We start from the raw sequence: 13784 nt of genomic DNA, 5'->3' as shown, positions 1-13784 counted from the left end.
CCGCTATGCAGCCCAGCCGCCCCGGCGCACACCCCGCCCGGCGCCCGCAGCGGCCCCGGACAAAAATGAGATGACCACCGGCCGGTATCTGCTGTGCCTGATCCTGTTTGCCATCCCGGTGATGGGCCTGGTGATGATGTTCATTTGGGCCTTTGGCCACGACGGCAATGTGCAGCGCCGCCGGCTGGCCCGGGCGGCTTTGCTGTTTACCGCGCTGGTGCTGGTACTGGTGATCCTGGCGGCGGTGGTGCTGGCGGCCATCGGCGCGCTGAGCTACTGGCTGTTCCCCCACCGGTACAGCAACTACTACCAGAATCCCTACGACTACTTTGAGGATTATCTGGACGGCTACGACGACTACTACGATTATTACTACGAAGATCCCTACGACTACTACGGCGGCGGCAACGGCTACGGCGGCCACCATCTGGACGCGGTGCTGCAATAATATGCCCCTCTGCTGCGTATACACAGTACAAGCGGCCCGATACATACCGCCGCTCTGCACGGGGCAAACTGGCCCTGTGCCCTTTGAATTGTGAAAGGAGCTGTCCTTCTATGCAGCATACCCGTATTTTTGCTATCACCGCCGCTCTGCTTTGCGCCGCGGCCCTGTTTCTGACCGGCTGCGGCGGCGCGGCCGCCCGTACCGAACCGCTGGACTACGCCTCCATCCTGCAGCAGGCCCGTCCCCAGGAGGAAAACGACGCCTACAACATCTACTACGCCGGCACCGACGGCGTGGTGAACGGCACCGCCGGTTTCACCGCCGACCTGACCGCCGACCAGATTGCCGACGGCGCCCAGGCTTCCCTGGATCTGCTGGGTCTTACCCCGGAAGACTGCCTGGGCTGGGCCGCCAGTGTAAGCCAGATGATGACCCAGAGCTACGCCGTGGTGATCGCGCTGCCCGCCGAGGGTCGCACCGACGCGGTGAAGCAGGGCCTGCAGGATTTTATCCAGCAGCAGATGGAACTGCAGCAGAACTACCTGCCCGACCAGTACGCCATCGCCAAGGCTGCCCAGCTGACCACCCTGCCCACTGGTGAGGTGGTGCTGGTGATGGGCCCCAGCGCGGACAGCGAGCTGTCTGCCCTGAAAGAAGCCCTGGCCTGATTGTTCCCGGCACCGGCCCCGGACGCATCCGCGTCCGGGGCTTTTTTCGTTCGCCTCTGGCCCGGCGGCGGGTTTTATGGTACAATATCCCCCAGAAATGCAGACAACACGGGAGGTTTGCCGCTGTGAAAGTAACCGTCGTGATCCCCAATCTGAACGGAGCCGGCTGGCTGCGGGATTCCATCGAATCGGTGTGGGCCCAGACCCTGACCGACTTTGAACTGATCGTGGTGGACAACGGCTCCACCGACGAGAGCCTGGCCATCGCCCGGTCCTACCAGGGGCGGGCGGGCTATACCCTGATTGAAAACGGGGAGAACACCGGTTTTTCCCACGCGGTGAACCAGGGCATCCGGCTGGCCAAAGGCGAGTATGTGGCCCTGTTCAACAACGACGCCTTTGCCGAACCGGACTGGCTGGAAAACCTGGTGGCCGCCGCCGAAGCGGACCCGAAAATCTTTGCGGTGAGCAGCCTGATGATCCGCCATTTTGAGCGGGAACTGGCCGACGACGCGGGCGACTATGTGACCCTGCTGGGCTTTGCCTGCAAGCGGGGGGACGGGCTGCGGGCCGCCCGGTATACCAAGCCCTGCCGGGTGTTCTCCGCCTGCGGGGGCGCGGCGCTCTACCGCAAATCCATCCTGGACGAGATCGGCCTGTTTGACGAGCTGTTCTTTGCCTACTACGAGGACGTGGACATCAGCTGGCGGGGCAACAGCTTCGGTTATAAAAACGTGTTCTGCCCCACCGCCCGCTGTTACCACATCTGCGGGGCCACCACCGGTGCGGTGCGGTACAACCCTTTCAAGAGCGTACAGAGCGGCCGCAACAGCATTCTGCTGCCCTACAAAAACATGCCGCTGCTGATGTTTATCCTGAACCTGCCGTTCCTGGCGCTGGGCTACCTGCTCAAGGCGGTGATGTTCCGGCTGCGGGGCTTCGGCCCGGCCTATGCCCAGGGCTTCAAAGAAGCGCTGAAAGCCATTCCCAGGCTGGACAAGCCCCGGTTCCGGCTGCGGAACCTGCCCCACTATCTGCTGATTCAGGTATGGCTGATAGCGGACACCTTCCGGTATATCCAGTACCGCATCCAGCGGGCCCGGGGCATCACCTGAGAGGAAGTGAGCAGCATGGAGCGTAAAAAGCCCTCGGCGGTGCAGACGGTGCGCAAGCTGCTGGGCTTTCTGGGCTGGCGGCAGAAAGCCCAGTTTGCCGCGGTGCTGGTGATCCTGCTGGTATCGGCGGTGCTGACCCAGCTGACCCCGCTGGCGGTGGAATACCTGACCAACACGGTGCTGGCGGCCCAGACCATCCGGCTGGGTGCGGTGATGCCGGTGCTGCTGGCGATCCTGGCCGCCAACGTGACCAACGAGGTCATCAAGGTGGTGCGCCGCCTGCTGGTGGAGGACAAGGGCCGCATCGTGCAACGGGGGGATTTTGCCTCCCTGTGCCGGCAGCCGGGCATCTTTCAGGATATGCACCGGGGAATTTTGAAGTAAACAAAAAAGAACGCTGCCCGCGGGCAGCGTTCTTTTTTGTTTTGGGTTGATTACAGGCGGGCGTACTCCACCGCGATGCGGGCGGCAGCACGGGCGTTGTTGTAGGCCAGCTGGATGTTGGTGGCCAGGCTGCGGCCGCCGGTGTACTCCACGATATGGGCCAGCAGGTAGGGGGTGGTGTCCTTGCCCTTGATGCCGTCGGCCTTGGCGGAGGCCAGTGCCTTGTCGATCACGGCGCTCATCTCATTGAAGTCCATGGCGTACTCTTCGGGCACCGGGTTGCCGATCAGCAGGCCGCCGGCCAGACCCAGATCCCACTTGGTCTTGGCGATGCGGGCCGCCTCGGCCGGGGTCTTGGCGTTGTAGTCCACGCCGAATCCGCTGCTGCGGCAGTAGAAGCTGGGGAAGTCGTCGGTATCCAGGCCCAGCACCGGCACGCCCATGGTCTCCAGGTACTCCAGGGTCAGGCCGATGTCCAGGATCATCTTGGCGCCGGCGCAGACCACCGCCACGGGGGTGTGGGCCAGTTCCTGCAGGTCGGCGGAGATATCCATGGTGACCTCCGCGCCGCGGTGCACGCCGCCGATACCGCCGGTGGCAAAGATCTTGATGCCGGCCAGGCTGGCCAGGATCATGGTGGTGGCCACGGTGGTGGCGCCGGTGCCGCCGGTGGCCAGCAGGATGGGCAGGTCGCGGCGGCTTACCTTGGCCACACCCTCACCCTTGCACATGAGCTCCAGCTCGTCGGCGGTCAGGCCCACCTTCATGCGGCCGTTGATGATGGCCATGGTGGCGGGCACAGCGCCCTCGTCCCGGATGATCTTTTCCACCTGGGCGGCAAACTCCAGGTTTTCGGGATAGGGCATGCCATGGGACAGGATGGTGCTTTCCAGCGCCACAACCGGCTTGCCGGCTTCCACAGCGGCTTTGATTTCAGGCTGAATATCCAGATAGGCTTGCAGATTCATCGTACATACTCCTTTATCATCGTTTCCAGGTTGGTTCGGCTCATTTCCTCGCTGATGGTGTCCGGCGCGCTGATGGCGATCAGGCCGCTGGCCAGCGCCACCTCCATGGTGCGCGCCTCGTCCATGCCGGACAGGGTGGCGTAGACAATGCCCGCCAGGGTGGCGTCCCCCGCGCCGGTGGCGTTGACCATCCGGTCAAAGCCGTGGCTGCGGCCGTGGCGCGCCCCGTCCCGGGTCTTGCAGTACAGCCCGTCCGCCCCCAGCGACACAAAGATCCGGCGCACGCCCCGGGCCAGCACCCGGTCGCAGGCTTCGCTCAGATCCGCTTCGTTCTGGATCGGCATACCCGCCAGCACCTCCATCTCCAGCCGGTTGGGCTTGATGGTGTCAAACGCGCCGATCAGCGGTTCCAGGCTGCGGGCCCAGGCGGTGGACACCGGGTCCAGATAGAGCGGCCGGGTGCATTTGCGCGCCAGGCACTCGATGGCCGCGTAGGACAGGTTGCCGTCGCAGACCACCAGTTCGGCGTCGTTGAGCATGGGCAGGCACTGTTCCACAAAGGCGGCGTCCAGCTCTTTCAAGATGCGCATGTCGCTCATGGCCACCAGCATATCCCCTTCCGAATCCATGATGGAGATATAGCTGGAGGACGTGTGTCCGGGCCGGGTGTGCATCCAGCGGGTATCCATGCCCAGGCGCTCACAGCCGGCGCGCAGCGCGTCGCCGTAGGCGTCGTCCCCCACCACGGTGGCAGGGCGCACCTCATAGCCCAGACGGGCCAGGTTTTCCAGCACGTTGCGCATCACGCCGCCCATGGACAGATGCAGCCGGCCGGGGTTGGAATCCCGCATGACGATCGGGGCGAGGGATTGGCCGTGCACGTCCATGTTGGCGCCGCCGATCCCCGCAATATAACCCATTCGCATTCCCTCCTTTTATTTTTGTATACACGGATTGCTGGCTCCGAGGGGTTGGGAACACAAAATCATACTATTCTCGGAAATTTAATCATACCGCGTTTTTCGCCGGTTTTCAATAGCCGCCGGGCCGCCGGGGCCCCGTCAAAACCGAGAAAGCCCGGCTTTTGTTTTAGGCAGGATGCCACACCGCCTGTTTCAGGCGCCCCACACCACCCACAGGAACAGGTACCCGGCGGTAACCGCTGTAAGGGTAAAGGGCAGGCCCACCCGCAAAAAGTCCCGGTTGGTGACGGTATACCCCTTGCGGCGCAGGATGCCGATGGCGGTGATGTTGGCGGAAGCGCCGATGGGTGTCAGGTTGCCGCCCAGGGTGGAACCGGTGAGCAGGCCAAAATACAGCAGGGTGGAATCAACCCCCAGCATGGCCGCAATCCCCTGCACCACCGGCAGCATGGTGGTCACGTAAGGGATGTTGTCGATAAAGGCGGAGAACAGCACGCTGGCCCAGACGATCAGCGTATACACAAAGAACAGGTTGCTGCCGCTGACCTTGACCAGCAGAGAGGCCAGCGCGTCGATGACCCCGGCCTCGGTGATGCCGCCGATCACCACAAACAGGCCCAGCAGCAGCCCCAGGGTGGTCAGGTCGATCTCCCGCAGGGGTTTTGTCACGGCGGCCAGGCTGCGCTGGCGCACACCGGTGTACACCAGCCCCACCGCCAGCAGGCTCATGCAGATCACGCCGTTGGTGATGGCGGGTTTATCCGGAATAAAGGAGGCGGCAATCAGCAGCAGGATGGTGCTGCCCAGCAGGATCGAGGGCACAAAGTCGGTCACCTGGGTGCGCTCGCCCGGGCGGACGGGGGCGTTTTCCTTGCGGAACAGCCACAGCAGCACCAGCGCGGAGAACACCGCGCCCAGTTCCACCGCCCAGAAGATGCCCGGCTTGCCCCGGAACACAAAGAAATCCAGAAAATCCAGCCCGGCGTAACCGCCCAGCAGGATGGAGGTGGTGTCCCCCACCAGGGTGGCGGCCCCCTGCAGATTGCAGGAAACCGCGATGGCGATGATCATGGAGACCGGCCGGATCTTCAGTTTTTCGGCCACGGCCAGGGCCACCGGGGCCAGCATGAGCACGGTGGCCACATTGTCGATAAAGGCGGACACGATGCCCGCAAAGAGGGCCAGCGCCACCACCGCCCACTTGACCGAGGGGGTATGTTCCAGGATCAGGTCGGCCAGCAGCGCGGGCATGCGGGAATCAATGAACAGGGACACCAGGCCCATGGTACCGGCGATCATCAGCAGCACATTGAAGTCCACCGCGGCCAGGGCTTTGTCCTCCGGCAGGATGCCCAGCAGCAAAAACAGCGCCCCGGAACCCAGGGCGATCCAGGCCCGGCGCTGGGGAAATGCCAGAAGCAGCAGATAGGTAAGAACAAACAGCAGGATAGCCAGTATCACGGCATACAACCCCTTTCCGATTGGTGCGCGGGGCCGGGGCCCCGTACAAAAAAGCCCGGGCGCGGCCAGGCTGGACGCGCCCGGGTCTCATTCCTTTACAGGCAAACCAGGCGGGCGGGCCGCCATGCGTGTTGATCTGCCCCGCCGGTATCGGCGGAATTACTCCCCCGGAGAGATTGTCTGTACCATACCACAGAACGCCCGCCCCGTCAAGGGGGGCGCAGCGGCCGGGCGGTAAATTTTTGCGGCGGGTGCATAAACCCGCCCGGGCTGCCGCAAACTAAAGCCAGAACAAAACGCTGCTATTGCGGCAGAGACGGAGCGTACACAATATGGAACAGTTCAGACGATTCATGCGGGCCAAGGGCTTTTATCTGGCGCTGGCCGCCTGCGTACTGGCGGCGGCGGTATCCAGCGCCTGGGCCATCCGGTCCATCACCCAAAATCTGATCGGCGGCGAGGAGTCCGCCCCCAAGGAGGAGCCGCAATGGGAACTTCCCGAAACACCTGTGCAAAACCCCGCGGAGGATGTGCCGGTAGAGCCGACCGCGCCGCCCGCCTCCTCGTCGGCCTCGTCTGGGTCGGTTTCGGCCTCCGGGTCGCAGCCGCCGCAATCCACGCCTGCCGCGCCCACCGAGCCGCCCGCTTCGCCGGCGCCTGCCTTCGTGCCGCCGGTGTCTGGGCAGACCTTGGCGGGTTTCAGCGGTGACGAGCTGGTATACAGCGAAACGCTGGGCGACTGGCGCACCCACAACGGCATCGACCTGGCCGCCGACGCAGGCGACGAGGTGCGCTGTGCCCGGGCGGGCACAGTGAGCGCCGTGTATGAGGACGGCCTGTGGGGCCGGGTGGTGGAGGTGACCGCCGACGGCGTGACCTTCCGGTACACCGGCCTGGATGAGGTGGCAGTGTCCGCCCAGCAGACCGTAGCCATGGGCGACACCCTGGGCACCGTGGGCGAATGCGTGGCCGAGGCCGCCCTGGACAGCCACCTGCACCTGGAGGTGCTGAAGGACGGCGCCTGGGTAGACCCGGCGGGCTATCTGAAGTAAAGCGGATATAACCGGAAAGGCCGGTGCGTAAACCAAGTACGCACCGGCCTTTTTTATTTGTGTGTGCGGATTACGCCTTTGCGATGGCGCGCACCACCGCGCCTGCCAGGATCAGCCCGGCCGCGCCGGGCACAAAACTCACGCTGCCCACCACGGCGCGGCGGCCGGGGGCCGGGTCCGCGTCCGACGGACGGGGGATAAGGGCGGGTTCCTCGCTGTACACCACCGGGATGTCCGCCAGGCCCCGGGCGCGGCATTCCCGCCGCATCACCCTTGCCAGCGGGCAGCCGCTGGTCTTGGACAGCATGCCCAGCCGCAGCATCTCGGGATGCAGCCGGTTGCCGGTGCCCATGCAGCTGATCACCGGCACCCCGGCGGCCTGCGCCCGGGTGATGATCTCCAGCTTGGCGGTAACGGTATCCACCGCGTCCACCACATAGTCCGCCCCGTCAAAGGGCAGGCTGTCGGCGTTTTCCGGCAGGTAGAACATCTCCACCGGCTGCACCCGGCAGTCCGGGTTGATGGCCCGCACCCGCGCGGCCGCGGCCTGTGCCTTGGGCTGGCCCAGGTTGCTGCGCAGCGCCAGAATCTGCCGGTTCAGGTTGCTTTCCGCCACCGTGTCCGCGTCCACCAGGGTCAGCTGCCCTACCCCGGCGCGGGCCAGGGCTTCGGCCACATGGCCGCCCACCCCGCCCAGGCCAAACAGAATCACATGGGCCGCCCGCAGCCGGGCCACCCCCTCTTCGCCCAGCAGCAGGGCGGTACGTTCCTCCATCGGCATATCAGCGGCGGAAGGTCATGGCCAGATCGGTGGAGAAGCTCTCACCCGGGGCCAGGCGGGCCGCCGGGGTCTTGTCGTTCCACTCGCCGGTGGCGTCCACCCGGTCAGGCAGGCTGTGCCAGGGCTCCACGCACAGGAAATGCAGCGGACGGGTGGGCATGCTCCACAGCAGCACATAGGGGTAGCCCTCGATGTTGAAGGAGATGCCGCGGCCGGTGTCCTTCTCCACCAGATCCAGCGTGCGGCTGGTCAGCTGGCTCAGGCAGATGGAGTCGGCATCAAACATATCATCCCGCAGCGGGATTACGTCCTGATTCTCCACCAGCGGGCCGTTGTCGCCGTTTACCAGGCCGCCGGGCTGGGTGTTGACCACCACCGGGGTCTGGGGGCCGTCAAACCGCACCTCGTAATCGGCGGTGGTATGCGCTTCGTCAAAGGGCAGCACAAACCCCGGATGATAGCCGATGCCAAACTGCATGGGCCGCTCGTCCCGGTTGTCCACCTCCAGGGTGTGGTGCAGGGTGTTGCCCTCCAGCCGGAAGATGGTGCGCAGCACAAAATTGTAGGGGAAGAACTTGCGGGTCTCCTCCGACGCAGCCAGTTCAAAGGTCAGGGAATCAGCGGTCCGGGCCACCAGGGTGTGCTCCAGATCCCGGGCAAAGCCGTGCTGGGGCGCGGGGTACTCGGCCCCCTCGATCCGCACCTTGCCGTCCTTGATCTTGCCCGCATAGGGGAACAGCACCGGCGCGCGGCGGGGCCAGACGGCCTTATCGCCGTTCCACAGCAGCGGCGCACCGTCGGGCTTGTGCTCCAGCGCGTACATCTCCGCCCCCAGGCTGTTGACCGACAGCTTGAGGTTCTCGTTTTCCAGCGTATAGATCATGGGAAACTACCTTCTTTCTTTTCGGGCGGCGCGGGCCGCCGTGATAGCGTATCTCTGGATTCAGTATACCCTAAAACACAGCCGTTGCCAAGGCCGCGGACAGCGGCGGAACGCAAACGTTTTGCCTGCCCAAACGCCCCCGCATGGCCCTGAACCGTCCGCCGGGGGAAATTCCCCCCGCGGACAGGCCCGTTTCCCTGGTATCACCGGGCCGCGCGCCGGAATACAGTGGGGCAGGCGGACCGGACGGCCCGCCCGCTATCCCGGGGCGGCGTACCGCACAACAGCCGCGCGCCGCCCTTTTTCAGGAAAGGAGCGTTTGACCATGAGCAACGGAAAGCTGCAGGTACGCAGCGCGTCGGCGCGGCTGTCGGCCGGGCTGCCCGGCGTGCAGATCAGCCTGCGCAGCGAGGACCCCCGCTACCCGGGCGTGTACGCCTTTGCCACCGGCGAGGACGGCAACGCCGAACCCCTGACCCTGCCCGCGCCGGATAAGGGCTATTCCCTCCAGCCGGACAGCACGGTGCAGCCCTATTCCACCTGGACCCTGCAGGCCGAAAAGGAGGGCTACGCCCCCCTGACCCTGGCGGGGGTGCAGGTGTTTGAGGGCCAGACCACCCTGGCCCAGCTGCAGATGACCCCGCTGGACACAGTGCGCACCGCCAGCGAACAGGCCATCACGGTGGATATTCCGCCCCATCCCCTGTTTGTGGGCGGCGGCGGAAGCGGCCCCGCCCCGGTGGAGTACTCCCCCTTTGTGCTGGATCAGGTGGTGATTCCCCAGAAGATCACGGTGCACCTGGGCCGCCCCGCCGCCAGCGCCCAGAACGTAACGGTGTCTTTCCAGGAGTACATCGCCAATGTGGCCTCCAGCGAGGTATACCCCACCTGGCCGGAACAGGCGCTGCGGGCAAACATCCACGCCCAGATCAGCCTGGCGCTGAACCGGGTATACACCGAGTGGTATCCCAGCAAGGGGTACAGCTTCAACATCACCAACTCCACCAGCTACGACCAGTATTACGTACACGGGCGCACGGTGTTTGACGTGATGGAGCGGCTTACCGCCGACATCTTCAACACCTATGTGCGGAAAACGGGCACCCGGAACCCCTACTACACCGAATACTGCGACGGCAAGCAGGTCAGCTGCAAGGGCATGAAGCAGTGGGGCACGGTGGACCGGGCCAACGAGGGAATGAACGCCCTGGCCATCCTGCGGTACTACTACGGCAACGACATCGAGATCATCCGCACCAACAACATCGCCAGCATTCCCCAGAGCTACCCGGGCAGCCCGCTGCGGCGGGGGGATTCCGGCGCGGCGGTGCGCACCATCCAGCGGCAGCTGAGCCGCATTGTGCAGGACTACCCCGGCATGGGCAAGATCACGGTGGACGGGGTGTTCGGCGCGGACACCGAAGCGGTGGTGAAGGCATTCCAGAAGCAGTTCAGCCTGACCGCCGACGGGGTGGTGGGCCGGGCCACCTGGTACAAGATCAGCTACATCTACGTAAGCGTTAAGGATCTGGCGGAACTGACCAGCGAGGGCGAGACCATCGAGGGTGAGGTGAACGGCGGCGCCTGGGGCGGCACCGTGCTGCGGGAGGGCAGCACCGGCGCAGCGGTACAGCAGGTGCAGTTCTGGCTGAACACCCTGGCCCAGTTCGACTCGTCCCTGCCCAGCCTGACGGTGGACGGCAAGTACGGCCCGGCCACCACGGCGGCGGTGAAGGCGTTCCAGTCGGCCAACGGCCTGCTGGCCGACGGCGTGGTGGGCGAAAAGACCTGGAACAAGCTGTTTGCCGCCTACAGCCAGGTGGAGGACGACATGAACGCCGGTGGGCCGGGCCGGTATCCGGGCACGCCGCTGCGCCGGGGCGACCGGGGCAGCAACGTGCAGCTGGTGCAGTTCTATCTGCGGATCGCGGCCACAAACTACTCGGCGCTGACCAGCCCCTCGGTGGACGGCATCTTCGGCGCGGGCACCGAGACAGCGGTGAAGAAGTTCCAGAGCTATTTTGGCCTGACCGCCGACGGTGTGGTGGGCGAGCGCACCTGGAACAAGCTGTACGAGGTGTACACCGACGTGGCCAACAAGCTGCTGAGCCCCAACCTGCGGCCGGGGGATTTCCCCGGGACGCTGCGGCAGGGTTCCAGCGGCCAGGCGGTGCGGGAGTTGCAGTACTACCTGTTCATCCTGTCGGCCTACTACGCGGCCATCCCCGCCATTGCCATTGACGGGGAGTTCGGCCCGGCCACCACGGCCGCAGTAAAGGCGTTCCAGCAGCTGATGGGGCTGACGGTGGACGGCATTGTGGGGCAGGCCACCTGGAACAAGCTGTATGCCCAGTTCACCCAGCTGCGCACCAGCGGCCCGGTGGTAACGGCGGATCTGCTCAGCTGGCCGGGGCAGCTGTTCCAGGTGGGCAGCCAGGGGCAGTATGTGTCCTACATCACCTTTCTGCTGGCCTACGCGGCCTATTTCTACCCGCAGGTACAGAGCCCGGGCATCACCGACGTATACACCGAGGCAGTGGCAAACGGTATCCGCAGCTTCCAGACCCTGTTCGGGCTGGAGGTGGACGGCATCACCGGGCCCCAGACCTGGAACGCGCTGACGGTGGTATTCCTGAGCCTGATGGCCCGGGAGCCCATCACCCCCACGGCCCTGCCCACCCCGCGGCCGGACCAGACGCTGGACTACGGGTCCACCGGCCCGGCGGTGCTGCAGCTGCAGGTGTGGCTGAACCAGCTGGCCCGGGAGTACCAGTCGGCGCTGTTCCTGGCGGAGGATGGGGTCTACGGCCCGGCCACCCGGGCGGCGGTGCTGGCGTTCCAGCAGGCGGCGGGCCTGCCGGAAACCGGCTTTGTGGACGCGGTAACCTGGCTGGCGATCCGCCAGCAGGCCAATCTGGACAACAAGGAGGGAGCAGCATGGCAAGAATCCTGATCTATGATCCGTACACCAACCAGATCTCCACCTACAACCGGAACGAGAGCGACCCGATGCCCTATTCCTACAACACCACCCTGCGGGTGCGGGAGTTCCGGGGCAGCAGCAACAGCCCCACCCTGTGGACCACCACCGCGGCCATGGAGGCCTGGAACCTGACCCGGCGGCGGTACGGTGGGCCGATCCATGTGGGATACGCCTTCAAGCGCATCTGGGAGGGCGGCCACGGCACCAAGAGCCAGCACTACGCGGGGGTGGCGTTCGACGTGGGGCAGGGCCAGGGCAGCAGCGCCCGCAACGCCATCTGGAACGCGGCCAAAAACACCGGCGCCTGGGGCTATGTGGAGCCCCAGAGCATGACCCCCACCTGGGTACATTTTGACCGGCGGCTGGGCACGCCGGCCTGTTCCGGCACCACCTCCGGCTATCCCACCCTGCGGCGGGGCGCGGTAGGGGTGTACACCCTGGTGATGCAGGACGCGCTGAACGCCCTGGGCTATTCCACCCGCACCCTGGACGGCAAGTTCGGCGCCAACACCGAGAGCGCCCTCAAGGCGTTCCAGCGGTCGGTGAGCCTGACCGCCGACGGCGTGTGCGGCTGCAACACCTGGAACCGCCTGACCAACGCCGCTTTGGGCATCGGCCGCACCGGCACGGTGATCAACTGAAATAAGGCCGGAATACTCCGGCCTTGGAAAAAATGAAGAAAGCCCGCGCAGAACCGACCGGTTTGCGCGGGCCTTGCCCTTTTCTTTTCCCTCGGGACGAGAATTCGTCCCGCTGTATGGGGCCGGGGGACTGGTCCCCCGGATTGGCCCTGCCGAACCTTTACCCCCGCAGCTTCTGCAGCAGACGGCTGAGCAGCCAGAGGACCACCGCCACCGGCAGCGCCATTAAAAACGCCTGAACAAGCCCGCCCCACAGATTGGCGCCAAAACTTTTATCCGGATACGCCTGCATCTGCCGCAGCAGGTTGGCAATGCCAAAAACTGCCGCCAGCATCACCCAGGGTACGCGCCGTGTAGAAAACACCGTTTTCAGGGCGTACAGCGCCCCCAGCAGGCAGACCCACACCTGCCAGAACAGGCGCAGCATGAGGAACAGGCCATCCTCGGACAGGCAGTCCATCGCCTTGGTCAGCGAGCTTTTCCAGACATCCACGCTGCCGAAAAGCACCGCGATCACCGCCACGACCGCAAACACCAGGACCACGATCCCGGCCGTACCGGCGGCCAGTGCCTTTTCCCAGGGGCTCATCTCATGGCGTTTCAGCGAAAAATCCAGCGGAACGGAGGGCCGGGAGGGCTGCGCGGACTGGGAATCGGCGTTGCGCCGCTGGGCGGACTCCTTCGTTTCGGTCAGGTATCCATTGGCCGGATTTCCGTAATACATATTCCCGTCCGCGCCCCGGTAGTAGCCGGTGCCGTCGGACCCTGTGCGTGTGGGGCGATACTGCATACCCAAACTTCCTTTCCCGCGCGGGTGCGCTATTTTACTTCAGTATAGCACAGTGTGTTACCCGGCGCAATTGGCCCTCACCGCAGCCGCAGGCGGTTTTCTTCGATAATACGGGTGATCTGGGCGTTGGCGTCCTCCACCTCCCGGCGGAACATCTCCGCCGACACCCGCAGCGCCCCGTGGCCCAGGATGATGGTCTGCTCCATCCCGTCGGAGCTGGCCACCCGCACCCGGCGCTGCCGGGCCAGCTGTTTGGTGGCCTTTTCGATGAACATATCCGCCGTTTCGGCCTCCTTGGTGTAGACCAGATAGATGTTCTGGTACTTCTCCACCTCGCCGGGCGCGCCGGGCACCTTGTAGGCGTCATACACCAGGATCACCGTGCCGCCCTTGAATCCCTGGTAGTTGCACAGGATATCCGCCAGGGCGTGCCGGGCCGCGCCCAGATCCGCCTGGGCCAGGGCTTTCAGATCCGGCCAGGCAAACAGGATGTTGTATCCGTCCACCAGCAGATACTCCTGCCCGGGGGCCGCGGCGGGCACCGGGTCGGCGTCCGGCCGGGCGGGACGGCTCACCGCGGCGGGCGGCGGCGGGGTTCGCCAGCTGCCCGCCCCGTAGGTGCGGGTGAACAGCGCCTCCAGCACCGCGTCCTCGCCGGGGGCCTCTCCTTTCGGCTTGGGGCGGGCG

The 13784-nt window shown here is 65.2% G+C and carries 14 protein-coding genes; 7 read left to right on the top strand and 7 right to left on the bottom strand.

What is annotated here, in order from left to right:
* From B5E65_RS16295 to B5E65_RS15700, 4 genes are all read left to right on the top strand, one after another.
* On the top strand, window positions 1-448 hold a 448-nt coding region (locus tag B5E65_RS16295; RefSeq protein WP_343286410.1), incomplete at its 5' end, for a hypothetical protein.
* A 110-nt stretch (window positions 449-558) separates the two neighbouring features.
* Window positions 559-1116 (top strand): DUF4358 domain-containing protein, encoded by a 558-nt coding sequence (locus tag B5E65_RS15710; protein WP_087172707.1) that lies wholly within the window; start codon window positions 559-561, stop codon window positions 1114-1116.
* 125 nt (window positions 1117-1241) lie between these two features.
* Window positions 1242-2231 (top strand): glycosyltransferase family 2 protein, encoded by a 990-nt coding sequence (locus B5E65_RS15705; RefSeq protein WP_087172706.1) that lies wholly within the window; start codon window positions 1242-1244, stop codon window positions 2229-2231.
* Between the two features lie 15 nt (window positions 2232-2246).
* Window positions 2247-2615 (top strand): hypothetical protein, encoded by a 369-nt coding sequence (locus B5E65_RS15700; protein WP_087172705.1) that lies wholly within the window; start codon window positions 2247-2249, stop codon window positions 2613-2615.
* Window positions 2616-2665: 50 nt separating this feature from the next.
* On the opposite strand, the gene B5E65_RS15695 is transcribed toward B5E65_RS15700, so the two are convergent.
* From B5E65_RS15695 to B5E65_RS15685, 3 genes are all read right to left on the bottom strand, one after another.
* Window positions 2666-3583 carry a pseudouridine-5'-phosphate glycosidase gene (locus B5E65_RS15695; protein WP_087172704.1) on the bottom strand — a complete coding sequence of 306 codons (918 nt, stop codon included), beginning with the start codon at window positions 3581-3583 and terminating at the stop codon, window positions 2666-2668.
* Window positions 3580-4503: a carbohydrate kinase family protein gene (locus B5E65_RS15690; protein ID WP_158098617.1), complete on the bottom strand. Its 924-nt coding sequence runs from the start codon at window positions 4501-4503 to the stop codon at window positions 3580-3582. The genes B5E65_RS15695 and B5E65_RS15690 overlap by 4 nt, the downstream gene beginning before the upstream one ends.
* 195 nt (window positions 4504-4698) lie before the next feature.
* Entirely contained in the window at window positions 4699-5967 is a 1269-nt protein-coding gene (locus B5E65_RS15685) for an ArsB/NhaD family transporter (RefSeq protein WP_087172702.1), read from the bottom strand.
* Window positions 5968-6299: 332 nt separating this feature from the next.
* Between B5E65_RS15685 and B5E65_RS15680 the strand changes: the two genes are divergently transcribed.
* Window positions 6300-7019 carry a M23 family metallopeptidase gene (locus B5E65_RS15680; protein ID WP_087172701.1) on the top strand — a complete coding sequence of 240 codons (720 nt, stop codon included), beginning with the start codon at window positions 6300-6302 and terminating at the stop codon, window positions 7017-7019.
* A gap of 70 nt (window positions 7020-7089) precedes the next feature.
* Here B5E65_RS15680 and B5E65_RS15675 read toward each other — a convergent pair whose 3' ends face one another.
* Together B5E65_RS15675 and B5E65_RS15670 are read right to left on the bottom strand one after the other, a co-directional pair.
* On the bottom strand, window positions 7090-7794 hold the full coding sequence (locus B5E65_RS15675; RefSeq protein ID WP_087172700.1) for a tRNA threonylcarbamoyladenosine dehydratase: 705 nt from the start codon (window positions 7792-7794) through the stop codon (window positions 7090-7092).
* A gap of 7 nt (window positions 7795-7801) precedes the next feature.
* On the bottom strand, window positions 7802-8683 hold the full coding sequence (locus B5E65_RS15670; RefSeq protein ID WP_087172699.1) for an aldose 1-epimerase family protein: 882 nt from the start codon (window positions 8681-8683) through the stop codon (window positions 7802-7804).
* 325 nt (window positions 8684-9008) lie between these two features.
* Between B5E65_RS15670 and B5E65_RS16765 the strand changes: the two genes are divergently transcribed.
* Window positions 9009-11636: a peptidoglycan-binding protein gene (locus B5E65_RS16765; RefSeq protein ID WP_087172698.1), complete on the top strand. Its 2628-nt coding sequence runs from the start codon at window positions 9009-9011 to the stop codon at window positions 11634-11636.
* Window positions 11621-12307 (top strand): peptidoglycan-binding domain-containing protein, encoded by a 687-nt coding sequence (locus tag B5E65_RS15660; RefSeq protein ID WP_087172697.1) that lies wholly within the window; start codon window positions 11621-11623, stop codon window positions 12305-12307. Before B5E65_RS16765 ends, B5E65_RS15660 begins: the two co-directional genes overlap by 16 nt.
* Before the next feature lie 160 nt (window positions 12308-12467).
* Here the strand turns inward: B5E65_RS15660 and B5E65_RS15655 are convergent, their stop codons facing one another.
* Both B5E65_RS15655 and B5E65_RS15650 read right to left on the bottom strand, forming a co-directional pair.
* The gene (locus B5E65_RS15655) at window positions 12468-13097 is read right to left on the bottom strand and encodes a hypothetical protein (protein WP_087172696.1); all 630 of its coding nucleotides are present in this window, start codon (window positions 13095-13097) and stop codon (window positions 12468-12470) included.
* Between the two features lie 77 nt (window positions 13098-13174).
* Window positions 13175-13784: NYN domain-containing protein (locus B5E65_RS15650; RefSeq protein WP_143403048.1), on the bottom strand; the 610-nt coding region annotated here is incomplete at its 5' end.

The organism is Gemmiger sp. An120, from assembly GCF_002160955.1.
Classification (GTDB): Bacteria; Bacillota; Clostridia; order Oscillospirales; family Ruminococcaceae; genus Gemmiger_A; species Gemmiger_A avium.
Note: the sequence above shows the minus strand (reverse complement) of the source record. Positions and strands in the feature narration are given on the sequence as shown.

Bases quoted from the DNA above. Each gene is read 5' to 3' on its own strand.
- B5E65_RS15710 (WP_087172707.1), top strand. From the start codon at position 559: ATGCAGCATACCCGTATTTTTGCTATCACCGCCGCTCTGCTTTGCGCC.
- B5E65_RS15700 (WP_087172705.1), top strand. From the start codon at position 2,247: ATGGAGCGTAAAAAGCCCTCGGCGGTGCAGACGGTGCGCAAGCTGCTG.
- B5E65_RS15695 (WP_087172704.1), bottom strand. From the start codon at position 3,583: ATGAATCTGCAAGCCTATCTGGATATTCAGCCTGAAATCAAAGCCGCT.
- B5E65_RS15690 (WP_158098617.1), bottom strand. From the start codon at position 4,503: ATGGGTTATATTGCGGGGATCGGCGGCGCCAACATGGACGTGCACGGC.
- B5E65_RS15680 (WP_087172701.1), top strand. From the start codon at position 6,300: ATGGAACAGTTCAGACGATTCATGCGGGCCAAGGGCTTTTATCTGGCG.
- B5E65_RS15675 (WP_087172700.1), bottom strand. From the start codon at position 7,794: ATGGAGGAACGTACCGCCCTGCTGCTGGGCGAAGAGGGGGTGGCCCGG.
- B5E65_RS15670 (WP_087172699.1), bottom strand. From the start codon at position 8,683: ATGATCTATACGCTGGAAAACGAGAACCTCAAGCTGTCGGTCAACAGC.
- B5E65_RS16765 (WP_087172698.1), top strand. From the start codon at position 9,009: ATGAGCAACGGAAAGCTGCAGGTACGCAGCGCGTCGGCGCGGCTGTCG.
- B5E65_RS15660 (WP_087172697.1), top strand. From the start codon at position 11,621: ATGGCAAGAATCCTGATCTATGATCCGTACACCAACCAGATCTCCACC.
- B5E65_RS15655 (WP_087172696.1), bottom strand. From the start codon at position 13,097: ATGCAGTATCGCCCCACACGCACAGGGTCCGACGGCACCGGCTACTAC.